The sequence below is a fragment of the Piscinibacter gummiphilus genome (assembly GCF_002116905.1).
Lineage (GTDB): Bacteria > Pseudomonadota > Gammaproteobacteria > Burkholderiales > Burkholderiaceae_C > Rhizobacter > Rhizobacter gummiphilus.
Genome location: NZ_CP015118.1, coordinates 1,069,287 through 1,089,573 on the forward strand (window position 1 = coordinate 1,069,287; position 20,287 = coordinate 1,089,573).

Below are 20,287 nucleotides of genomic sequence, written 5' to 3' on the forward strand. Positions count from 1 at the left end.
GCGCGCCCCCTTTTTTGCTTCACAGAACGACCATGGACAAACAAACCCTTTCCTTCCAGGCCGAGGTCAAGCAGATCCTTCACCTGGTCACGCACTCCCTGTACTCGAACAAGGAGATCTTCCTGCGCGAGCTGGTGTCGAACGCATCGGACGCCTGCGACAAGCTGCGCTTCGAGGCGCTGAACGACGCCTCGCTGTACGAGGATCAGCCGAACCTCGAGGTGCGCGTCGCCTTCGACAAGGACGCCCGCACCATCACTTTCCGTGACAACGGCATCGGCATGAGCGCCGAGGAAGCGGTCGCCAACCTGGGCACCATCGCCAAGAGCGGCACGCGCGAGTTCATGAGCCGTCTCGAGGGCGACCAGAAGAAGGACGCCCAGCTGATCGGCCAGTTCGGCGTGGGCTTCTACTCCGGCTTCATCGTGGCCGACCGCATCACCGTCGAGACGCGCCGCGCCGGCGCGGCCGCCGACCACGGCGTGCGCTGGACCTCCGAAGGCACGGGCGACTTCCAGGTCGAGAGCATCACGCGCCCCGAGCGCGGCACCTCGGTCATCCTGCACCTGCGCGAGGGCGAGGACGAGTTCCTCAACGGCTGGAAGCTCAAGGCCATCATCGGCAAGTACTCCGACCACATCTCGCTGCCCGTGCTGATGCAGAAGGAGGAGTGGGACGCCGAGGCCCAGCAGCAGGTCACGAAGGACGAGTGGGCGCCGGTCAACAAGGCCGCGGCCCTGTGGACGCGCAGCAAGAACGACATCACGCCCGAGCAGTACGCCGAGTTCTACAAGCAGATCAGCTACGACACCGAGGCGCCGCTCGCCTACACGCACAACCGCGTCGAGGGCCGCAGCGAATACACGCAGCTGCTGTACGTGCCGGCGAAGGCCCCGTTCGACCTGTGGAACCGCGACAAGCGCGGCGGCGTGAAGCTGTATGTCAAGCGTGTGTTCATCATGGACGACGCCGAGGCGCTGATGCCGGTGTACCTGCGCTTCGTCAAGGGCGTGATCGACAGCGCGGACCTGCCGCTGAACGTGTCGCGCGAACTGCTGCAGGAAAGCCGTGACGTGAAGGCGATCCGCGAAGGCTCGACCAAGCGCGTGCTGGGCATGCTGGAGTCGCTCGCCAACAGCGAGGACGAGGCCGAACGCGCGAAGTACGCCGCGTTCTGGAAGGACTTCGGCGTGGTGCTGAAGGAAGGCATCGGCGAGGACCACGCGAACCACGAGCGCCTGACGAAGCTGCTGCGCTTCACGTCGACGCACGCGGACGAAGGCGTCTCGCTGGCCGACTACGTCAGCCGCATGAAGGAAGGCCAGGAGTCCATCTACGTGATCACGGCCGACAGCCTGGCCACCGCGAAGAACAGCCCGCAGCTCGAGATCTTCCGCAAGAAGGGCATCGAGGTGCTGCTGCTCACCGACCGCGTGGACGAGTGGCTGCTGAGCCACCTGCACGACTTCGAGGGCAAGACGCTGCAGAGCGTGGCCAAGGGCGCCGTCGACCTGGGTTCGCTGCAGGACGAGGCCGAGAAGAAGCAGGCCGAGGAAGCCGCCACCGCGTTCAAGCCGGTACTGGACCGCCTGAAGGAGGCGCTGAAGGACCGCGCGAAGGACGTGCGTGTCACCACGCGCCTCGTCGATTCGCCGGCCTGCCTCGTGGTGGAGGAGGGTGATGTCAGCGCGCACCTGGCCCGCATGCTGAAGCAGGCGGGGCAGGAGGCGCCGGCGTCGCGGCCCACGCTGGAGGTGAACGCCGAGCATGCGCTCGTGAAGCGCCTGGACGGCAGCGCCCACTTCGACGAGCTGGCGAACATCCTGTTCGACCAGGCGCTGCTGGCCGAGGGCGGGCAGCTGGACGATCCGGCCGCCTACGTGCGCCGGGTCAATGCCCTGCTGACGACGACGCTCTGAGCGTCTCGGCCTGTTCGAGCAGGCGGGTCGCCTGCTCGTTCCAGTAGCCCCGCCCCCCGAACCACGGGAACGCCACCGGGAAGGCCGGGTCGTTCCAGCGGCGGGCGATCCACGCGCTGTAGTGGATCATGCGCAGCGTGCGCAGGGCCTCGATCAGGCGCAGCTCGCGCCAGTCGAATTCCATGAAGTCCTCGTAGCCCGCCAGCAGCGAATCGAGCTGGCGGCGCATCGCGACGGGTTCGCCCGACAGCAGCATCCAGAAGTCCTGCACCGCGGGGCCCGTGAGGGCGTCGTCCAGGTCGACGAAGTGCGGGCCGGCGTCGGTCCACAGCACGTTGCCGGTGTGGCAGTCGCCGTGCAGGCGCAGGGTCCGGAAGGCCCCCACCTCGTCGAAGCGCTGCTGCACCTGTTCCAGTGCGGCGTCCACGGCCTGCTTCCAGCCCGACTCGGCGTCGAGCGGGATCAGCTCCGAGCCGAGCAGCCAGTCGCGCGGGCCGGTGCCGTAGGTGGCGATGTCCAGGCGCAGGCGGTGCTCGAACGGGCGGGTCGCCCCCACCGCGTGGATGCGGCCGATGAAGCGGCCGATCCATTCGAGCACGGCCGGGTCCTCCAGTTCGGGGGCGCGGCCCGAGCGGCGCGCGGCGACACCGAAGCGGTAGGTCTGGCCTTCCACATCGAAGCGGGCGAGCGTGCCACCGCCGTCGAGTTCGAGGGGCGCGGCCACGGGGATCTCTGCCTCGTGCAGCTCCCGCGCGAAGGCGTGTTCCTCGAGGATCTGTTCGTCGGTCCAACGGCCGGGGCGGTAGAACTTCGGCACGACCACGCTGCCGTCCTCCAGGAACACCTGGAACACGCGGTTCTCGTAGGAGTTGAGCTGGATCAGGCGGCCGTCGCCGCGCAGGCCGACCGAGTCGAGGGCGTCGAGCACCGCTTCCGGCGTGAGGCCGGCGTACGGGGTGTCGATCGAAGGAGAGGGGGACGGGGACATGCGCGCATCGTACGACGCGCGCAGGAAACCCGGGTCAGCGGCGGGCGCCCGACGCCATGCGGGGATCGTCGTCGTCGACGATGCCGCCGACGTCGTGGCCGAAGCCGCTGGTGCGCTGGCCCACCGACGAGGGGGCGTTGCCCTGCGGGTCGGACAGGGTGCTGAAGTCGCTGCCGGTGAAGGACGAGTCGAAGCGGCTGTCCATCGCGAAGAACGAGTCCTGGAACAGCGAGGAGTCCTGCCAGAGGGCGGTGCGTTCGGCGCGGCGGGTGGCCACGGTGCTCGCGAGGCTGTCGCGCGCCTCGTTGAGCGACGGGGCCGGCAGCGGCGCGCGGGCGGCGGCGCCGCTGTGCGGCACGAGCAACTGCAGCTCGGCGACGGACGGCAGGTGGTCGGCCGGGCACACGAGGTAGCGCACGCGGCAGGCCTCGAGCACCGATTGCTTGATCTTCATCACGCGGCTGGAGTGGCCGCGTTCCACGTCGAGGTCGATGGCGGCCAGCACGCGGCCGTTGGCGCTGCAGACCGCGAACGTGACGTGGTTCGAGCCCAGCAGGTCGTACCAGTAGCGCACGGTGGTGACGTCGGTGGGCTGGCAGAAGCGCACGAGCGGCAGCTTCGACAGGATGACGTGGTGGGGCAGGGCTTCGCGCAGCAGGCGGTAGATGCGGCGCTCGTCGGCGGTGAAGACCGGGCGGCCGGTCAGGTCCCAGTTCGCGGGGAGCGGCTTCGGCGGCGGCGGCTTGCGTCCTCGCAACACCAGGATCGTCAGCAGCGGCATCACGATGGCCACGGCCACGACGACGATCCAGGGGAGGAATTGATTGTTCACGGTACTGACTCGGGGGATCCGCGATGCCCGTGGGGGCCGGAGGGTTTCGGATGGATCCTAACCCTGGGTGTCGGAGGCGTTACATCCCCGACATGGGTGTGCGAACCACGCCCCTCGGGGGGGGCTTTCGGCCCCCTCGCGGCTCACTCCGACGCGATGCGGGCCTTCTCGGCGATGTGGTCACCAACGTCGCGCACGAGGTTCATCAACTCGTTCATGCGCCGGGCGTGAACTTTGAAACGGAAATCGAGTTCCGCAGCATGCTGCCCGACCAGCTCGTCGACCCGGGAGACCAGATCGTCGGGGGGCAACTGGAGCCACGCGGCCGATTCGGGGCCGTCGCGCTGCACCGTCGCACCGGCGTTGGCGGCGATCTTGAGCATCGCGTTGTTTTCGCTCAGCGCGTGGATGAAGAGGCGGCTGCAGCCGCGGTTGCGGGCATGGAGCATCGCGCGGTCGAACAGGCGGGCGCCGTAGCCGCGGCCGCGGGCCTGGGTCAGCACGGACACGCCGAACTCGGCCGTGGCGCGGTCCTCGGGCGCCTTGGCGTCCGGGGCGTAGGCCAGGTGCGCCATCGCGATCAGCACGAGGCTGCGGTTGAAGATGCCGAAGAGTTCGTCGCGGTCGAAGTCGAGGCCGTCGACGTACCGGCGGATCTGTTCGTCCGTGGCCGGGTAGCCGAAGCGCAGGTAGCGGTCGCGCGGGTCGAGCGACAGCAGGTGCAGCGCCGCGCGCTCCCGGTGGCGGGGGGCGAGGGAGCGGATGGGCACCCACTGGAACAGCGCTGGCTCGGAGGTCTTCATGGTCTGGCGGGATATCAGGGTAAACACTGTATCACCCATTGTGCGGCGCAACAAAGGGAGTGCCATCGGAATCGACGGAAGCCCATGTAGCCTGCCCTTTGAACTTCGGATACACTAGAAGGCTTTCCCGACTGGGCTCTGGGAAAAGGATCGGGCGTGCTCCTCGAGCGTGCCCGGTAACGACGACCGAACAGTGAGAGGCTGCCGCATCGCATGAGCAGCACCGAACGACCGGACCCCGTCCCTGTTTTGAGCCTGATTCGAAAGAACCTCATGAAGACCTTCAGCGCCAAGCCGGCCGAAGTGACGCACGAGTGGTTTGTGATTGACGCCACCGACAAGGTGCTCGGACGTGTTGCCAGCGAAGTGGCACTCCGTTTGCGCGGCAAGCACAAGGCCATTTACACGCCTCACGTCGATACCGGCGATTTCATCGTCGTCGTCAACGCCGACAAGATCCGTGTCACCGGCAACAAGGCCACGGACAAGGTGTACTACCGCCACACGGGTTTCCCGGGCGGCATCTACGGCACCAAGTTCAAGGACATGCAAGCCAAGCACCCCGGCCGCGCGCTGGAAAAGGCCGTCAAGGGCATGCTGCCCAAGGGCCCGCTCGGCTTCGCGATGGTGAAGAAGCTGAAGGTGTACGCCGGTGCCACGCACCCGCACACCGCCCAGCAGCCCAAGGCGCTGGAAATCTAAGGAGCGGTGATGATCGGAAATTGGAACTACGGTACCGGCCGTCGCAAATCCTCGGTGGCCCGCGTCTTCATCAAGAAGGGCACCGGCCAGATCCTCGTGAACGGCAAGCCCGTCCAGGAGTACTTCGGTCGCCAGACCTCCATCATGGTCGTTCGTCAGCCGCTCGTGCTGACCGCCAATGATGCGGCCTTCGACGTCAAGGTCAACGTGCGCGGCGGCGGCGAGTCCGGCCAGGCCGGCGCGGTGCGCCACGGCATCACCCGTGCGCTGATCGACTACGACACCGGCCTGAAGTCGGCCCTCAAGCAAGCTGGTTTCGTGACCCGCGATGCGCGTGAAGTCGAACGTAAGAAGGTCGGTCTGCACGGCGCCCGTCGCCGCAAGCAGTTCAGCAAGCGCTGATCGACCCGGTTTCCGTGTTTGCCGCTTCGTGCGGTATGTCACGGTTTCCACCACAAAAGCCGCCTCCGGGCGGCTTTTGTGTTTTTTGGCCGCCTTTGCGGTGACATCCGCAAGGTTTGGTCACAGCCGCGCGGAAAGGGCCCTCCTACAATCGCGGACTTCCCTCACTCCCGATGCCGCGCCACCCGCCCATGCGCTGGAAACTGCTCCGCCGCCGCCTGTCGATCAGCGCCCCGCGCATGATCGTCCGCAGCCACCTGCCGTGGCCGCTGCGGTGGATCGTGTTCGCGCTGATGCTGGGCTTCTCGGCCGCCATCGGCCTGTGGGCCTTCGAATTCGGCAAGGACATCGCCGGCCTCGACCGCAATGCGAAAGCCGAGCTGGCGGAGTTGCGCATCGAGGTCGCCAAGTTGCGGTCCGAGCGAGAAGGGGCTCAATCCATCGCCAACACGGCCGAAAGTCTCCTCAGGGCCGAGAAGGCCGCGCAGGAGAAGCTGGCGCAGCAGCTCAAGCAGGTCGAGGCCGAGAACCTCGGCCTGAAGGGCGACCTCGGCTTCTACCAGCGCCTGCTGCCTGCCGCCGGCAACGACAGCCTGAGCGTGCGGGCGCTGCAGGCCAGCGCCCAGTCGCCCACGCAGACGCGCTTCCAGGCGCTGCTGATGCAGATCGGCAAGAACCTGCCCGAGTTCGCCGGCCGTTACGAGGTGCTGCTGACCGGCACGCTCGACGGCAAGCCGTGGACGCTGGCGCTGCCGGGCGGCCCGAAGCCCCTGCAGGTCAAGCAGTCGCTGCGCCTGGAAGGGTTGATCGACCACCCCGAAACGGCCGTGGTAAAAACCTTGCAGATCAAGGTGACAGACAAGCAGGGCGCCGTCCGGGCCACCCAGACGGCGAAGTTGTAGCAAGAACCCCGGGGCTCGCCCCGCGATCACCGACCACCGGAGAGAACCATGTTCAGCACCAAGAAGAAACAACCGCCCATCCGCACGCTGATCGGCGAAGGCACCGTGATCACCGGTGAACTCCGCTTCAAGGAAGGCCTGCGCATCGACGGCGAGGTGCAGGGTGACGTGCTGGCGGCCGAGGAAGGTCACAGCATCCTGGTGATCAGCGAGAAGGCCCGGGTGGTCGGCCGCGTCCGAGCGGCCCACGTGATCATCAACGGCCGGGTCGAAGGCCCGGTGCAGTCCGACGAGCTGCTCGAGCTGCAGCCGAAGGCCAGCATCGTGGGCGACGTGCGGTACCAGTCCCTTGAAATGCACCAGGGCGCCACCATCAATGGAGAACTGCAGCCGTTGAAAGCGGACGAAAAGGCCCCTTTGATCAAGCTGGCCACGTCCAACGCGCCGAGCGCGCCGACGGCGGCGGTGGGATAATCCGTCATCCCGACGAATAGTCCGACCCTGATTCACCTGGAGACGCCATGAGCGCCGTTGCAGAACACGTTACCCCCGCCGACGAAGCCCCCCCGGTGCCGCTGGTCTTCACCGACAGCGCCGCCTCGAAGGTCAAGGAGCTGGTCGACGAAGAAGGCAACCCCGACCTCAAGCTGCGCGTGTTCGTGCAGGGCGGTGGCTGCTCGGGCTTCCAGTACGGCTTCACGTTCGACGAGATCGTGAACGAAGACGACACGCAGATGAACAAGAACGGCGTCACGCTGCTGATCGACGCCATGAGCCTGCAATACCTGGCCGGCGCCGAGATCGACTACAAGGACGACCTCCAGGGCGCCCAGTTCGTCATCAAGAACCCGAACGCCACCACCACCTGCGGGTGTGGCTCGAGCTTCTCGGTCTGACCGAACCCGCGCCAGCGACAAGGCCGCCCTCGGGCGGCCTTTTGCTTGGGCGGCGCTTCAATCGACGAAGTCTTCATCGCTCGTGAGCGAGCGGATGAACGACTCGAAGTCCGCTGCGACGAACGTGACCTTGTAGCCCAGCTCCTGGTCGACGTGCACGACGGTGGGCTCGCCCGCCGGTCCGCAGGCGCGGTAGTCCAGGCAGAGCATGTCGTGGCCCGCCGAGGGGCAGTCCGCGAAGTAGACCCCGATCTCCGGGTAGCCCCACTCCTCGTGCCAGAACTCGCTGCCGAACTCGCCGCAGAGCGAGTTGGGCCGGTCACGTCCGATGGCGTAGATGCCGGTGATGGCGATGTGGTCCGAGGCCCAGGACGTCGGCTCGCTCGTGCGGTGCGCGGTGTTGACCGGGATCCCTCCGTTCTGGACGGCGGCGAGCGCGACGTAGGCGGCCGGCAGCTTGTAGCCCAGGTCGGCCTCCACCGCGGCGAGTGTCGCGGCGGTTGGCGGTGGCTCGACGTACTCCTCGTCCGCGTACTCGGACGCCTCCCAGAAGGCGGTCAGGTCGAAGTTCCCGAACGGGCGCATCGGAGTCGGTGTCAGCCGGGGTAAAACGCCCCGAGCACCCGCGGCCCTTCGGCCCCGGTGACCGCCGGCAGGTTGCCGTGGAGCTTGTGCACGTGCGCCCAGGCCAGCCAGGCGAAGGCCGTGGCCTCCACCTGCATGGCCGGCAGGCCGCGGATGTCGGTGGGTTGCACGGCGACGCGCGGCAGGTGCTGGGCGATGCGCTGCATCAGGTGGCGGTTCAGCGCGCCGCCGCCACACACCAGCAGCTTCTTCGCGGTGGGGGCCTGGGTCAGCACGGCGTTGGCGCAGGTGAGGGCGGTGAGCTCGCACAGCGTGGCCTGCACGTTGTCGGCCCGCAGCGAGCCGTCCACCTGGCGCAGCTTCGCGGCGAGCCAGTCGGCGTTGAAGAGGTCGCGGCCCGTGCTCTTCGGGGGCGGGAGGGTGAAGTACGGTTCGTCGAGCAGCAGGTCGAGCAGGCGTGCCTGCACCTGGCCGCTGGCGGCCCAGTCGCCGTTGCGGTCGAATGGCTGGCCGGTGTTCTGCTGGCACCAGAGGTCGAGCAGCACGTTGGCGGGGCCGCAGTCGAAGCCGCGGGTCTGGCCGTCGGCCGCGAGCACGGTGAGGTTGCTGATGCCGCCGAGGTTCAGCACGGCGCCGGCCTCGCCGGGCCGTCCGAAGAGGGCGCGGTGGAAGGCCGGCACGAGCGGGGCGCCCTGGCCGCCGGCGGCCACGTCGCGGCTGCGGAAGTCGGCGACGACGCCGATGCCGGTGAGTTCGGCGAGCAGGGCGGGGCTGTTGATCTGGAGCGAGTAGCCGGGCTGGCCGTCGATGCGCGGCTGGTGGCGCACGGTCTGGCCGTGGGCGCCGATGGCGATGACCTGGGCCGGCTCCCAGGGACCGGTGGCGCACAGCTCGGCCACCACATGCGAATAGAGGCGCGCGAGCGCGTTGCCGGCCAGTTGGGCGCGGTGCAGTTCGTCGGTGCCGCCAGGGGTGTTCAGCGCGAGCAGGTCGTCGCGCAGCGCCTCGGGGAACGGGTGGTGCGCGTGGGCGAGGACCTTCATGGTGCCGAGCCCGGACGGTGCCTGCCGGCCGCTGGGGTCCTCGGCGGCGAAATCGACGAGCACCCCATCCACGCCATCGAGCGACGTGCCGGACATCAGACCCACGAACAGTTCAGTCATGGGAGTCGATTGTGCCCCGGGTCACGCGGTTGCGGCTGTGACCAGGGGTGAGCGCGTGCTCGCTCTTTCGGGGTGGGTCAGTCGACGAGGGCGACCGCGCGGCCTTCGGTGGCCTCGGCCGCCTCCAGCTGCTGGCGGAATTCCTTGGCCACGACAGCGAACTTGGCCTGGGCCGCGGGCGACAGCGTCACGGCTTCGGAGGCCTTGGCCACGAGCAGCGGGTTCTGCTGCTCGCCGTTGATCTTCACCTCGAAGTGCAGGTGCGGGCCGGTGGCCCAGCCGGTGGAACCGACGTTGCCGATGACCATGCCCTGGTCGACGCGCTGGCCGTTGCGCACGTTGATGCGGCTCAGGTGGCCGTACAGCGTGGCGCGGTTGTTCGCGTGCTTGATCTGGATGACGTTGCCGTAGCCGTTCTGCCAGCCGGCGAACTCGACGACGCCGTCACCCACGGTGCGCACCGGGGTGCCCGTGGGTGCACCGTAGTCGACGCCCTTGTGGGCGCGCCACTTCTGCAGCACCGGGTGGAAGCGCATCGCGAAGCCGGAAGTGACGCGGGAGAATTCCATGGGGCTCGACAGGAACGAGCGGCGCTTGCTCTGGCCGTCGAAGCCGTAGTAGCCGCCCTTCTGCGTGCCGTCCTGGAACCACACGGCCTCGTGCGACTTGCCGTTGTTGACGAACTCGGCGGCGAGCACGCGGCCCGACGACTGGTTCCACGTCACCGGTTCACCGTCGGCGGTGAGGGCTTCGTAGACGACGCTGAACGTGTCGCCCTTGCGCAGTTCGCGGTGGAAGTCGATGTCGGTGCCGAACATTTCGGCCAACTGCGTGGCGACGGGGTCGGGGATGCGGGCCTCGTCGGTGGCGGCGAACAGCGAGCTGCGGATGGTGCCGCTGCCCAGGCGCACCTGGGACGCGAGCGGCGCGGTTTCCACCATCGCGATGAACTTGTCCTCGAAGCGCGTGATGCGCAGGCGGGAGAAGTGGGTGCCGGCCTGGTCCGGGTTCTCGGCCGGGTAGCGCGCCACGAGTTCCTCGAGGAGGCCGGTTTCGCCGGTGCGGACCTGCACCATCTTGCCCACGCGGCCTTCCAGCAGCTTGCGGGCGGTCTTGTCGGTGCGCAGGAAGGCGGCGGCACCTGCGTCGGTGACGTTCATGCGGCGCAGCACGGTGTCGACCGTGTCGGCGCTGCGGGTCAGGTCGCTGCGGAACAGCTGCAGCGGGTGGTTCGCGAGGGCTTCCAGCTGCGACGAGGTGTCGTCGGCAGTGACGATTTCGGTCACCAGGCGCCGGGGAAGGTCGGACGCGTCGGGGGCCATCGGGGCGATACCGAACGCGGTGACACCGAAGCCCATCAGGCCGACGACCACGGCCGTGGCCAGGGTACGCGGGTGCTGGTGGACGAGCTGGCGGGTACGGGAGCCGAACGACGCGACCGCGCGATCAATATTTTCCAACGAACTCAATTTGATGCGGGGCCGAGCGGCCCGATTGCAAGCGCCGGCCGAAGCACGGGACGCTCTGGTTTGTCTCGCCGACCGGCGGGTCCACTAGAATTGCGGACGCCGGGCAGAACCCACTTGTTGCAGTGGAGAACCATCGGGGGTGCGGCATTGTAGCCAGCCCCACGGACCCCCAACCCCGGATATCCCCTCAAAAACGAGCCCCAATTCATGCCCGCGTCAGAAATTTCCGCAACCGCAGTCAATGACACTGCTGCTGCCGACAAGTTCCCCGTGACGGACCGTGTCCGGCAAGCCCTCGACGTGACGCGCCGGGGCGTTGACGAACTGTTACCTGAATCCGAGTGGACCACCAAGCTGGCCCGTTCCGAAGCAACAGGCGTGCCATTGCGCATCAAGCTGGGCCTGGACCCCACGGCGCCGGACATCCACCTCGGCCACACCGTCGTGTTGAACAAGATGCGCCAGCTGCAGGACCTGGGGCACCAGGTGATCTTCCTGATCGGCGACTTCACCTCCACCATCGGCGACCCGTCCGGCCGGAACACCACGCGCCCGCCGCTCAGCCGCGAGCAGATCGAGGCCAACGCCACCACGTACCTGAACCAGGCCAACCTCGTGCTGGACCCGGGCCGCACCGAGGTTCGCTACAACTCGGAGTGGTGCGACGCGCTGGGCGCGCGGGGCATGATCCAGCTGGCCTCGCGCTACACCGTGGCCCGCATGATGGAGCGCGACGACTTCACGAAACGCTTCAAGGCCGGCACGCCCATCAGCGTGCACGAGTTCCTGTACCCGCTGATGCAGGGCTACGACTCGGTGGCCCTCAAGGCCGACCTGGAGCTGGGTGGCACCGACCAGAAGTTCAACCTGCTGGTGGGCCGCGCGCTGCAGAGCGAGTACGGCCAGGAACCCCAGTGCGTGCTGACGATGCCGCTGCTCGAGGGCCTCGACGGTGTCGAGAAGATGTCCAAGAGCAAGGGCAACTACATCGGCATCACCGAACCCGCGAACACGATGTTCGCGAAGCTGCTGTCCATCAGCGACGTGATGATGTGGCGCTACTTCACGCTGCTGAGCTTCCTGAGCGAAGCCGAGATCGCGAAGCTGAAGGCCGAGGTCGAGGGCGGTCGCAACCCGAAGGACGCCAAGGTGCTGCTCGCCAAGGAGATCACCACGCGCTTCCACAGTGCGGCGGCGGCCGACGCGGCCGAGGCCGACTTCAACAACCGCTCGAAGGGCGGCATCCCCGACGAGATTCCCGAGGTGAGCCTCACCGGTGCTCCGCTGGGCATCGGCGCGCTGTTGCGTTCGGCGAACCTCGCGGCATCGTCCAGCGAAGGCCTGCGCCTGATCGACGGTGGTGGCGTGCGCGTGGACAGCGTCGTCATCAGCGACAAGGGACTGAAGCTGGAAGCCGGCACCTACGTCGTGCAGGTGGGGCGACGCAAGTTCGCTCGTGTGACCCTCACGGCCTGACCGCATGCTGGCGCTGGTGCAGCGGGTCGCCGAGGCCCGCGTCGACATCGCCGGCCGCACCGTGGGCGCCATCGGCCGCGGGCTGCTGGTGCTGGTGTGCGCCGAGCCGGCCGACACCGAGGCGCTGGCCGACAAGCTCGTCGCCAAGCTGCTGAAGCTGCGCATCTTCTCCGACGAGGCCGGCAAGATGAACCTCGACGTGGCCGGCGTGAACGGCGGCCTGCTGATCGTGAGCCAGTTCACCCTGGCCGCGGACACCCGCGGCGGCAACCGCCCGAGCTTCACCGGCGCCGCGCCGGCGGCACAGGGGCGGGCGCTCTACGAGCGGGTGGTGGCCACGGCGCGTGCGTCGCACCCCGTGGTGGCGACGGGCGAGTTCGGGGCGGACATGCAAGTGGCCCTCGTCAACGACGGTCCGGTCACCATCCCGATGACCTTGCGCGAGTAGTCAGCCCTGCCCGTGGGTGTCGGGCCACACGGCCCCGTGCCCGCTGTCTCCGGCGACGAGCGTGTTGCCCATGCCCAGCAGTTCGCGGGCCTTCTCCAGGCTCAGCAGCTGCGCGCGGCTGCGCCGCAGGTGGTTGCGGTGGCGTTCGATCTCCCACACGAGCCCGATCAGGTCGCGCTGGGTCTGCGCCGTGCGGATGCGCGTGAGCGTCAGCGGCGCGAAGATCGCGGCCTCGGCGCCCATGGCCCCCACGAGCAGGCTGCGCACCTGGTGGCGCAGCGATTCCTCGGACACGGCCGGGCGGGGACGCGCGTGGTCGGCGACCGGGGTGGTGAGGACCGGCGGCGGCGGACGGCGCAGGGGCGCCGCTGGAGGCGCGGGGATCGGCGCAGGTGTCGGCATCGGTGCCGGAACCGGCGGTTCGGGCGCGACGGCCGCCTCGACCGGGAAGACGTCCGGATGGCCCTCCGTGTCCGGACCTTCGTCATGGACCAGGGGCGCGGCGGCCGCCAGGTTCACCTCGAACTCCACGTCCGGCTCGTCGACATCGGGGATGGGCGGGAGCACCCAGGGTTCGACCGGCGGCGTGATGGGGCCTTCGTCCCGCACGTCCAGTTCCACGCTGGTGAGCTTCGGCAGGTCGAGGGCGCCCGGCGCCGTTTCCTGCGGTTCGGGGGCCATGACCTCGGCCGGCACCTCGACGAGGCCCAGGCGCACCAGTTCCTCGAAGTGGCTGGTGGCCGCGCCCGCCTTGTTCGCCATGCCCAGCACCTCGCCGAGCGGGCGGCGGCCGTCGACCAGCAGCAGCACCGTGCGATGGCGCTGGCTGAGGCCGCGGGTGCGGTGGCGGAGTTCGTCGACGCCGTCGGCGGTCTTGAACGGGGCGGGGGACAGGGGCATGAGGACCCGGGAGGAAACGCTGGAGGACGAGGTTCCGATTGTGGTCCCGCCGCCGGGTTCCCAACACGGCATCAATGGGCGCAATGCCCGGCTGTTTCATCCTGTCACCACGGCCGTGGCGGCCCCCAAACAAACAGGCCACCCGAAGGTGGCCTGCGTGCCGGAGCGAAGAACGATCGGTCGGCGATCAGTCGGCGTACTGGACGTTGGCGCGGATCACCGGCGTCCACTTGTTGATCTCGGCCTCGACGAACTTCTTGTGCTCGGCGCCGTTGACGCGGTTGTCGGTGACGACGACGGCGGCCAGGGCTTCTTCCGACTTGATGAAGGCCGGGTCCTTCAGCGTGGCCTTGAGGGCGGCGTTCAGCTTGTCGACGACGGGCTTCGGCGTGCCCTTCGGGGCGTACAGGCCGTGCCAGATGGTCACGTTGAAGCCCTTGAGGCCCGACTCGTCGAGCGTGGGCAGCTTGGCCAGGGCCGGCATGCTCAGGCGCTTGGCGGTGGAGACGGCGTAGAACTTGATCTTGCCGCCTTCGGCCTGGCCCATCGTGTTGGTGGTCTGGTCGCACATGATGTCGACCTGGCCGCCGAGCAGGTCGGTCATGGCCGGGCCCGTGCCCTTGTACGGCACGGCGACCATCTCGACCTTGAGGGTGCTCTGGAACAGCAGGCCGCACAGGTGCGAGGCCGAACCCACGCCGGCGTGGGCCAGGTTGATCTTGCCCTTGTTCGCCTGGATCCAGGTGTTCAGTTCGGCGTAGTTGTTCGCGGCGAGCGTGGAGCGGCCCACGAGGGTCATCGGCACTTCGTTGATGAGGCCGAGGTACTCGAAGTCTTCCAGGGTCTTGTACTGCAGGTTGCGGTACAGGGCCGGCGACGTGGCCATGCCGATGTGCGTGAGCAGGATCGTGTAGCCGTCGTTGGCCGCCTTGGCGACCTTCGTGGCACCCAGCGTGCCGCCGGCGCCGCCGGCGTTCTCGATGATGATGGGCTTGCCCAGCTGCTTGCGCAGGCCTTCGGCGAAGTCGCGTGCCACCTTGTCGGTGGGGCCGCCGGCCGCGAACGGCACGACGATGGTGATCGGCTTCTCGGGGTACTCGGCCAACGCGGCCGTGGCAGTGAGCGCGGTGAGTGCAGCCAGCAACAGCTTCTTCATGGGGGCAATCCTCGGATGGGTCGGCAGGTATCGGAAAGCCGATGCTACGCAATGGCCCCCGCGCCTCGCATGCCGGAAACTACGTAGCGGCGGTCAAAGCGCCAACTCTGCCCGCGCCACCTCCACGTGCAGCCGCTCCGCCGCATCGAGCGGCACGCATTCGGCGGCCTCGGCGTACAGCTTCTCGGCGTCGCGCAACTTGGTCTCACCCTCCAGCATCACCAGGCCGTTCGCGTATTCCATGCGGGCGATGGCCGACATCGGGTTGAGCCGCAGGCCCGTGCGGAACATCGACACCCCCTCGTCCTTGCTCGCGCCCTGCGTGCGCCCGAGCAGCGCGCCCATCGTGTCGATCACCTCGGCATGGAACGCACCGAGCGCAGTGTGGGCATCGGCGTGCTGCGGCTGCAGCCGGATGGTGGTGTCGAGCGCGGCCTTGATGCGTGCGCCCAGCCCGAGCTGCAGCGCCTTCGAGATGCTGATGCCCTGCGCGTAGCGGCCCAGCGCATAGGCCAGCAGGTAGTGGGCGTTCGCGTTGCCCGGGTCTTCCTCGACCTGGGATTCGGCCCGCGCGACCACGTCGAGGAACAGCGCGAAGCGCTGGCATTCGCTGCGCTCGAGGTAGTTCGCCTGCATGGCCTGCGCCTTGTTGGCGACCGTCAGGCCGGCGGACGAGGCCGTGCGCAGGCCCGCGTCCACCGCGGCCTCGAACTCGCCCGCGTGGTACAGCGACCAGGCCTGGAGCACGTCGTCGTCCTCGGGGAAGGCCTCCGCATCGCCGGCGTGCAGGCGCGACCACGAGGCCCTGAGCGCGTCACGGTCATAGCGGTAGGCGTCTGCCTCGTAGGGAAACGGGTTCCAGCGGGACATCGGGTTCTCCTTCGCTCAAGCGGCGGGCGAATCGGGATGGTAACGGCCCACGAGCGCGAGGAGGTGATTCCGCTCGGGCCCGTCGAGGTACGGCATGACCAGGCTCAGCACGTGGAATGCCCCGCGCAGCAGCGCGGCGCCCGCGGCTTCCGGCTCCAGCGCGCGGCGCGGGTCGCGCACGTACTCGTAGCTGAGCCAGTAGGTGAGCACCACCACCATCGCCGTGGCCACCGGGTCCAGCTCGTGGCTGTCGGCCCGCAGCGCGCCGCCGCGGTTCATGCCGTCGAGCACCTGGCGCACGGCACGCGCCTTGTGGTCGAGCAGGTCCTGGAAATGGGTCTCCAGGTGGCGGTTCTTCGAGAGCAGATCGTTCAGGTCGCGGTACAGGAAGCGGTATTCCCACAGCAACTCGAACAGCATGTGGAAGAACAGCCAGGCGTCCTCGACGTGGCGCACGTCGCCGGCCGCGTCGAGCAGGGTCTCGAGCGAGGCCCGGTAGCGGTCGAACAGCGCGTTGATCAGCGTGTCCTTGGCCGGATAGTGGTAGTACAGGTTGCCGGGGCTGATGCCCATCTCGGCCGAGATGGCCGTGGTGGACACGTTCGGTTCCCCGAGGCGGTTGAACATCACGAGCGCCGCCTCGAGGATGCGTTCGGCGGTGCGGCGCGGCTTCTTCGGGGGAGAGGGCATCGGGCCAATCTAGCAGCGAAATCCTGGGCGGGCCTCCGAGTCAACCCGGGTCCTGCAGGATTCACGGGACCTGCCTACAATCCCGCGCTCCATGCCAGCCATCTCGTTCCAGAACGTCAGCAAGACCTACCACGCCGCCGGACGCGACGTGCGGGCGCTCGACGGCGTCTCCTTCGACATCGAACCCGGCGAGTTCTTCGGCCTGCTGGGCCCGAACGGCGCCGGCAAGACCTCGCTGATCAGCATCCTCGCCGGCCTGTCGTCGGCCACGGGTGGCCATGTGAAGGTGCACGGGCACGACGTGGTCACCGACTACGCCGCCGCGCGGCGCAGCCTCGGCATCGTGCCGCAGGAGCTGGTGTTCGACCCGTTCTTCAGCGTGCGCGAGACGCTCGTCATCCAGAGCGGCTACTTCGGCGTGCGCAACAACGGCGCCTGGATCGACGAGCTGCTCGCCGGCCTCGGCCTCGCCGACAAGGCCCACGCGAACATGCGGCAGCTGTCGGGTGGCATGAAGCGCCGCGTGCTGGTCGCGCAGGCACTGGTGCACCGTCCTCCGGTCATCGTGCTCGACGAGCCCACCGCCGGCGTCGACGTGGAGCTGCGCCAGACGCTGTGGCAGTTCGTGGCCCGCCTGAACAAGGAGGGCCACACGGTGCTGCTGACCACGCACTACCTGGAAGAGGCCGAGGCGCTGTGCAGCCGCATCGCGATGCTCAAGCAGGGCCGCGTCGTGGCGCTCGACCGCACCACCGCGCTGCTCGCCGGCACGGCCAGCACCATGCTGCGCTTCAAGCTCGACGCGCCGCTGCCGTCCTCGCTCGCCGCCCAGGCGCGGGTCACCGGCCGCATCGTGCAGCTCAAGGCCCACGACGCCGCCGAGGTGGAGCAGGTGCTCGCCACGCTGCGCGCCGCGGGGCTCCAGCCGGAAGACCTCGAGATCGGCCGCGCCGACCTGGAGGACGTCTTCCTCGAGATCATGCAAACCGAATCGGGAGGCCTCTGATGAGCGCCCCAGGCCTGCTCGCCGGCACCCGCACGCTGCTCTACAAGGAGATGCTGCGCTTCTGGAAGGTGAGCTTCCAGACCGTGGCCGCGCCGGTGCTCACCGCCGTGCTGTACCTGCTGATCTTCGGCCACGTGCTGGAAGACCACGTGAAGGTCTACGACCAGGTGGGCTACACGAGCTTCCTGATCCCGGGCCTCGTGATGATGAGCGTGCTGCAGAACGCGTTCGCCAACAGCAGCAGCTCGCTGATCCAGAGCAAGATCACCGGCAACCTCGTGTTCCTGCTGGTGACGCCGCTGTCGCACTGGGCCTGGTTCCTCGCCTACGTGGGCGCCTCCGTCGTGCGCGGCGTGGTGGTGGGCCTCGGCGTGCTGGTCGTCACGGTGTGGTTCGCGCCACTGTCCCTCGCCGAACCCCTGTGGGTGTTCGTGTTCGCGGTGCTGGGCGCAGCCATGATGGGCGCGCTGGGCCTGCTGGCCGGGCTGTGGGCCGAGAAGTTCGACCAGATCGCTGCCTTCCAGAACTTCATCATCATGCCGATGACGTTCCTCTCGGGCGTCTTCTACTCGGTGAAGTCGCTGCCCCCGTTCTGGTACGGCCTGAGCCACCTGAACCCGTTCTTCTACATGATCGACGGCTTCCGCCGCGGCTTCTTCGGCGCGAGCGACGTCTCCCCGTGGATGAGCCTCGCCGTGGCCGGCGGCAGCCTGCTGCTGGTGTGCGCGCTGTGCCTGCACCTGCTGCGCATCGGCTACAAGATCCGGCACTGAAACGGGTCGTCCGGCCGGGTTTTCCCGGCATGGGCGATAATGTCGACCACCATGGCTGATCCCACCCCCGCCGAAGTCGAGCGCTACATCGCGCAAGGCCTGAACTGCGAACACCTGCAGGTCGAGGGCGACGGCCGTCATTTCTTCGCGACCATCGTGTCCGCGGAGTTCGACGGCGCGAGCCGCGTGGCGCGCCACCAGCGGGTCTACCGGGCGCTGGGCGATAGAATGCGCGAGCAAATCCACGCCCTGTCCATGAAGACGCTCACCCCCGCCGAATGGGCCGCATCCGCCCCGTCGGCCACCCCCCACCACCACTGAAAGCGGCCGCAGGGTTCACTGCGGCCGGCTGGCCTGCACCTTCGGCGGGCTTGCTGGTCGTGTGAGTCCCGGGCTGAAACCCCCATGGACAAACTCCTCATCCGCGGTGGCCGCCCCCTGAAGGGCGACGTGGTCATCTCCGGCGCCAAGAACGCCGCGCTGCCCGAACTGTGCGCCGCGCTGCTGACGCCCGAGCCGGTGACGCTCCAGAACGTGCCCCAGTTGCAGGACGTGGGCACCACGCTCAAGCTGCTGCGCAACATGGGGGTCACGGCCGAGCGCAACGAGGCCACGCCCGACGTGGTCACGCTCACGGCCGAGCCGCTGACCACCCGGGAAGCGCCGTACGAGCTCGTGAAGACGATGCGCGCGTCCATCCTGGTCCTGGGCCCGCTGCTGGCCCGCTTCGGCGAGGCGCGCGTGTCGCTGCCCGGCGGCTGCGCCATCGGCTCGCGCCCGGTCGACCAGCACATCAAGGGCCTGCAGGCCATGGGCGCCGACATCGTCGTCGAACACGGCTACATCGTCGCGAAGGCCAAACGGCTGAAGGGCGCCCGCATCACGACCGACATGGTCACCGTCACCGGCACCGAGAACCTGCTGATGGCCGCCACGCTGGCCGAGGGCGAGACGGTGCTCGAGAACGCGGCCCAGGAGCCCGAGATCCCCGACCTCGCCGAGATGCTGATCTCGATGGGCGCGAAGATCGAGGGCCACGGCACCCGCCAGATCCGCATCCAGGGCGTCGAGCGCCTGCACGGCACCACGCACCGCATCGTCCCCGACCGCATCGAGGCCGGCACCTTCCTGTGCGCCGTGGCCGCGGCCGGCGGCGAGGCCTTCCTGAAGTACGCCCGCGCCGACCACCTGGGCGCCGTGATCGACAAGCTGCGCGAGGCCGGTGCCTCGGTGGAATCGGTCGACGGCGGCCTGCGCGTGAAAAGCAACGGCCGCCCGCGCGCGGTCAGCTTCACCACCAGCGAGTACCCGGCGTTCCCCACCGACATGCAGGCCCAGTTCATGGCGCTCGACTGCATCGCCGACGGCGCCGCGGTGGTCTCCGAGACCATCTTCGAGAACCGCTTCATGCACGTGAACGAGCTGGTGCGCCTGGGCGCCCAGATCGACGTGCACGGCCACACCGCCACCATCCGCGGCGTGCCGAAGCTGTCGGGCGCCACCGTGATGGCCACCGACCTGCGCGCCTCGGCCAGCCTCGTGATCGCCGGCCTCGTGGCCGACGGCGAGACCATGGTCGAACGCATCTACCACCTCGACCGCGGCTACGACCGCATGGAAGCCAAGCTCCGCGGGCTGGGCGCCGACATCGAACGGATCAAATGACGATGATCACTCTCGCCTTGTCCAAGGGACGCATCTTCGACGAGACCCTGCCGCTGCTGAAGGCCGCGGGCATCGAGGTCACCGAAGACCCCGAGAAATCGCGCAAGCTGATCCTCGCCACCACCCGCCCCGACGTGCGCGTGGTGCTGGTGCGCGCGACGGACGTGCCCACCTACGTGCAGTACGGCGGCGCCGACGCCGGCGTGGCGGGCAAGGACGTCCTGCTCGAGCACGGTGGCCAGGGCCTGTACCAGCCGCTCGACCTGAAGATCGCCAAGTGCCGCCTGAGCGTGGCCGTGCGCGCCGACTTCGACTACGAAGCCGCCGTGAAGCAGGGCTCGCGCATCGCCGTGGCCACCAAGTACACGCAGTGCGCCCGCGAACACTTCGCGAACAAGGGCGTGCACGTCGACCTCATCAAGCTCTACGGCTCGATGGAGCTCGCGCCGCTGACAGGCCTGGCCGACGCCATCGTCGACCTGGTCTCCACCGGCAGCACGCTCAAGGCCAACAACCTCGTGGAAGTCGAGGAAATCATGCAGATCTCTTCGCGCCTGGTGGTGAACCAGGCTGCGTTGAAAACCAAGCGCGAACCCCTTCGCGAACTCATCGACGCCATCGCGTCAGCCATCGTGTAAACAC

At 68.3% G+C, this 20,287-nt stretch carries 23 protein-coding genes; 13 read left to right on the forward strand and 10 right to left on the reverse strand.

What is annotated here, in order from left to right:
* Positions 1-32: 32 nt before the first annotated feature.
* Positions 33-1,919: a molecular chaperone HtpG gene (gene htpG / locus A4W93_RS04820; protein ID WP_085749534.1), complete on the forward strand. Its 1,887-nt coding sequence runs from the start codon at positions 33-35 to the stop codon at positions 1,917-1,919.
* Here htpG and A4W93_RS04825 read toward each other — a convergent pair.
* From A4W93_RS04825 to A4W93_RS04835, 3 genes are all read right to left on the reverse strand, one after another.
* Positions 1,891-2,931, reverse strand: coding sequence for a serine/threonine protein kinase (locus A4W93_RS04825; RefSeq protein WP_407081723.1), 1,041 nt, complete (start codon positions 2,929-2,931; stop codon positions 1,891-1,893). The two genes, htpG and A4W93_RS04825, sit on opposite strands and share 29 nt — an antisense overlap.
* A gap of 10 nt (positions 2,932-2,941) precedes the next feature.
* Positions 2,942-3,739, reverse strand: a complete 798-nt coding sequence (locus A4W93_RS04830) for a DUF2726 domain-containing protein (protein WP_157131589.1) — start codon at positions 3,737-3,739, stop codon at positions 2,942-2,944.
* Positions 3,740-3,882: 143 nt separating this feature from the next.
* Positions 3,883-4,542, reverse strand: coding sequence for a GNAT family N-acetyltransferase (locus A4W93_RS04835; RefSeq protein WP_237357694.1), 660 nt, complete (start codon positions 4,540-4,542; stop codon positions 3,883-3,885).
* Between the two features lie 273 nt (positions 4,543-4,815).
* Here A4W93_RS04835 and rplM point away from each other — a divergent pair, with 273 nt between their 5' ends.
* From rplM to erpA, 5 genes are all read left to right on the forward strand, one after another.
* Positions 4,816-5,244: a 50S ribosomal protein L13 gene (gene rplM / locus A4W93_RS04840; RefSeq protein ID WP_085749538.1), complete on the forward strand. Its 429-nt coding sequence runs from the start codon at positions 4,816-4,818 to the stop codon at positions 5,242-5,244.
* Positions 5,245-5,253: 9 nt separating this feature from the next.
* Entirely contained in the window at positions 5,254-5,646 is a 393-nt protein-coding gene (rpsI, locus tag A4W93_RS04845; protein WP_085749539.1) for a 30S ribosomal protein S9, read from the forward strand.
* Between the two features lie 191 nt (positions 5,647-5,837).
* Entirely contained in the window at positions 5,838-6,548 is a 711-nt protein-coding gene (locus A4W93_RS04850; protein WP_085754035.1) for a DUF6776 family protein, read from the forward strand.
* 48 nt (positions 6,549-6,596) lie between these two features.
* A complete protein-coding gene (locus A4W93_RS04855; protein WP_085749540.1) occupies positions 6,597-7,022 on the forward strand; it encodes a bactofilin family protein in 426 nt (141 codons plus the stop codon).
* 47 nt (positions 7,023-7,069) lie between these two features.
* Complete coding sequence (gene erpA / locus A4W93_RS04860) at positions 7,070-7,444, forward strand: iron-sulfur cluster insertion protein ErpA (protein WP_085749541.1); 375 nt, start codon at positions 7,070-7,072, stop codon at positions 7,442-7,444.
* A 57-nt stretch (positions 7,445-7,501) separates the two neighbouring features.
* On the opposite strand, the gene A4W93_RS04865 is transcribed toward erpA, so the two are convergent.
* The 3 genes from A4W93_RS04865 to A4W93_RS04875 form a co-directional block, all read right to left on the reverse strand.
* Entirely contained in the window at positions 7,502-8,029 is a 528-nt protein-coding gene (locus tag A4W93_RS04865) for an SMI1/KNR4 family protein (protein ID WP_085749542.1), read from the reverse strand.
* Positions 8,030-8,040: 11 nt separating this feature from the next.
* Positions 8,041-9,192 carry an anhydro-N-acetylmuramic acid kinase gene (locus A4W93_RS04870; RefSeq protein ID WP_085749543.1) on the reverse strand — a complete coding sequence of 384 codons (1,152 nt, stop codon included), beginning with the start codon at positions 9,190-9,192 and terminating at the stop codon, positions 8,041-8,043.
* 77 nt (positions 9,193-9,269) lie between these two features.
* A complete protein-coding gene (locus A4W93_RS04875; protein ID WP_237357695.1) occupies positions 9,270-10,652 on the reverse strand; it encodes a M23 family metallopeptidase in 1,383 nt (460 codons plus the stop codon).
* A 216-nt stretch (positions 10,653-10,868) separates the two neighbouring features.
* Here A4W93_RS04875 and tyrS point away from each other — a divergent pair, with 216 nt between their 5' ends.
* Positions 10,869-12,137 (forward strand): tyrosine--tRNA ligase, encoded by a 1,269-nt coding sequence (tyrS, locus tag A4W93_RS04880; RefSeq protein WP_085749544.1) that lies wholly within the window; start codon positions 10,869-10,871, stop codon positions 12,135-12,137.
* A 4-nt stretch (positions 12,138-12,141) separates the two neighbouring features.
* The gene (gene dtd, locus A4W93_RS04885) at positions 12,142-12,585 is read left to right on the forward strand and encodes a D-aminoacyl-tRNA deacylase (protein WP_085749545.1); all 444 of its coding nucleotides are present in this window, start codon (positions 12,142-12,144) and stop codon (positions 12,583-12,585) included.
* On the opposite strand, the gene A4W93_RS04890 is transcribed toward dtd, so the two are convergent.
* The 4 genes from A4W93_RS04890 to A4W93_RS04905 all read right to left on the reverse strand — a co-directional run bounded on the left by A4W93_RS04890 (position 12,586) and on the right by A4W93_RS04905 (position 16,201).
* The gene (locus A4W93_RS04890; protein ID WP_085749546.1) at positions 12,586-13,485 is read right to left on the reverse strand and encodes a hypothetical protein; all 900 of its coding nucleotides are present in this window, start codon (positions 13,483-13,485) and stop codon (positions 12,586-12,588) included.
* Positions 13,486-13,672: 187 nt separating this feature from the next.
* Positions 13,673-14,641, reverse strand: coding sequence for a tripartite tricarboxylate transporter substrate-binding protein (locus A4W93_RS04895; RefSeq protein ID WP_085749547.1), 969 nt, complete (start codon positions 14,639-14,641; stop codon positions 13,673-13,675).
* Positions 14,642-14,734: 93 nt separating this feature from the next.
* Entirely contained in the window at positions 14,735-15,511 is a 777-nt protein-coding gene (locus A4W93_RS04900) for a tetratricopeptide repeat protein (protein ID WP_085749548.1), read from the reverse strand.
* Between the two features lie 15 nt (positions 15,512-15,526).
* Positions 15,527-16,201, reverse strand: coding sequence for a TetR/AcrR family transcriptional regulator (locus A4W93_RS04905; protein WP_085749549.1), 675 nt, complete (start codon positions 16,199-16,201; stop codon positions 15,527-15,529).
* Between the two features lie 91 nt (positions 16,202-16,292).
* Between A4W93_RS04905 and A4W93_RS04910 the strand changes: the two genes are divergently transcribed.
* From A4W93_RS04910 to hisG, 5 genes are all read left to right on the forward strand, one after another.
* The gene (locus A4W93_RS04910) at positions 16,293-17,207 is read left to right on the forward strand and encodes an ABC transporter ATP-binding protein (protein WP_085749550.1); all 915 of its coding nucleotides are present in this window, start codon (positions 16,293-16,295) and stop codon (positions 17,205-17,207) included.
* Positions 17,207-17,980 carry an ABC transporter permease gene (locus A4W93_RS04915; RefSeq protein WP_085749551.1) on the forward strand — a complete coding sequence of 258 codons (774 nt, stop codon included), beginning with the start codon at positions 17,207-17,209 and terminating at the stop codon, positions 17,978-17,980. Before A4W93_RS04910 ends, A4W93_RS04915 begins: the two co-directional genes overlap by 1 nt.
* 51 nt (positions 17,981-18,031) lie before the next feature.
* On the forward strand, positions 18,032-18,301 hold the full coding sequence (locus A4W93_RS04920; RefSeq protein ID WP_085754037.1) for a BolA family protein: 270 nt from the start codon (positions 18,032-18,034) through the stop codon (positions 18,299-18,301).
* Between the two features lie 84 nt (positions 18,302-18,385).
* Positions 18,386-19,645: a UDP-N-acetylglucosamine 1-carboxyvinyltransferase gene (gene murA, locus A4W93_RS04925; RefSeq protein ID WP_085749552.1), complete on the forward strand. Its 1,260-nt coding sequence runs from the start codon at positions 18,386-18,388 to the stop codon at positions 19,643-19,645.
* A gap of 2 nt (positions 19,646-19,647) precedes the next feature.
* Entirely contained in the window at positions 19,648-20,283 is a 636-nt protein-coding gene (gene hisG, locus A4W93_RS04930; protein ID WP_085754038.1) for an ATP phosphoribosyltransferase, read from the forward strand.
* The last annotated feature ends 4 nt before the right edge of the window (positions 20,284-20,287 follow it).

What these genes read in the sequence shown, in the direction of transcription:
- htpG (WP_085749534.1), top strand. Translation starts at nt 33, where the DNA reads ATGGACAAACAAACCCTTTCCTTCCAGGCCGAGGTCAAGCAGATCCTT.
- A4W93_RS04835 (WP_237357694.1), bottom strand. Translation starts at nt 4,542, where the DNA reads ATGAAGACCTCCGAGCCAGCGCTGTTCCAGTGGGTGCCCATCCGCTCC.
- rplM (WP_085749538.1), top strand. Translation starts at nt 4,816, where the DNA reads ATGAAGACCTTCAGCGCCAAGCCGGCCGAAGTGACGCACGAGTGGTTT.
- rpsI (WP_085749539.1), top strand. Translation starts at nt 5,254, where the DNA reads ATGATCGGAAATTGGAACTACGGTACCGGCCGTCGCAAATCCTCGGTG.
- A4W93_RS04850 (WP_085754035.1), top strand. Translation starts at nt 5,838, where the DNA reads ATGCGCTGGAAACTGCTCCGCCGCCGCCTGTCGATCAGCGCCCCGCGC.
- A4W93_RS04855 (WP_085749540.1), top strand. Translation starts at nt 6,597, where the DNA reads ATGTTCAGCACCAAGAAGAAACAACCGCCCATCCGCACGCTGATCGGC.
- erpA (WP_085749541.1), top strand. Translation starts at nt 7,070, where the DNA reads ATGAGCGCCGTTGCAGAACACGTTACCCCCGCCGACGAAGCCCCCCCG.
- A4W93_RS04865 (WP_085749542.1), bottom strand. Translation starts at nt 8,029, where the DNA reads ATGCGCCCGTTCGGGAACTTCGACCTGACCGCCTTCTGGGAGGCGTCC.
- A4W93_RS04870 (WP_085749543.1), bottom strand. Translation starts at nt 9,192, where the DNA reads ATGACTGAACTGTTCGTGGGTCTGATGTCCGGCACGTCGCTCGATGGC.
- tyrS (WP_085749544.1), top strand. Translation starts at nt 10,869, where the DNA reads ATGCCCGCGTCAGAAATTTCCGCAACCGCAGTCAATGACACTGCTGCT.
- dtd (WP_085749545.1), top strand. Translation starts at nt 12,142, where the DNA reads ATGCTGGCGCTGGTGCAGCGGGTCGCCGAGGCCCGCGTCGACATCGCC.
- A4W93_RS04890 (WP_085749546.1), bottom strand. Translation starts at nt 13,485, where the DNA reads ATGCCCCTGTCCCCCGCCCCGTTCAAGACCGCCGACGGCGTCGACGAA.
- A4W93_RS04895 (WP_085749547.1), bottom strand. Translation starts at nt 14,641, where the DNA reads ATGAAGAAGCTGTTGCTGGCTGCACTCACCGCGCTCACTGCCACGGCC.
- A4W93_RS04900 (WP_085749548.1), bottom strand. Translation starts at nt 15,511, where the DNA reads ATGTCCCGCTGGAACCCGTTTCCCTACGAGGCAGACGCCTACCGCTAT.
- A4W93_RS04905 (WP_085749549.1), bottom strand. Translation starts at nt 16,201, where the DNA reads ATGCCCTCTCCCCCGAAGAAGCCGCGCCGCACCGCCGAACGCATCCTC.
- A4W93_RS04910 (WP_085749550.1), top strand. Translation starts at nt 16,293, where the DNA reads ATGCCAGCCATCTCGTTCCAGAACGTCAGCAAGACCTACCACGCCGCC.
- A4W93_RS04915 (WP_085749551.1), top strand. Translation starts at nt 17,207, where the DNA reads ATGAGCGCCCCAGGCCTGCTCGCCGGCACCCGCACGCTGCTCTACAAG.
- A4W93_RS04920 (WP_085754037.1), top strand. Translation starts at nt 18,032, where the DNA reads ATGGCTGATCCCACCCCCGCCGAAGTCGAGCGCTACATCGCGCAAGGC.
- murA (WP_085749552.1), top strand. Translation starts at nt 18,386, where the DNA reads ATGGACAAACTCCTCATCCGCGGTGGCCGCCCCCTGAAGGGCGACGTG.
- hisG (WP_085754038.1), top strand. Translation starts at nt 19,648, where the DNA reads ATGATCACTCTCGCCTTGTCCAAGGGACGCATCTTCGACGAGACCCTG.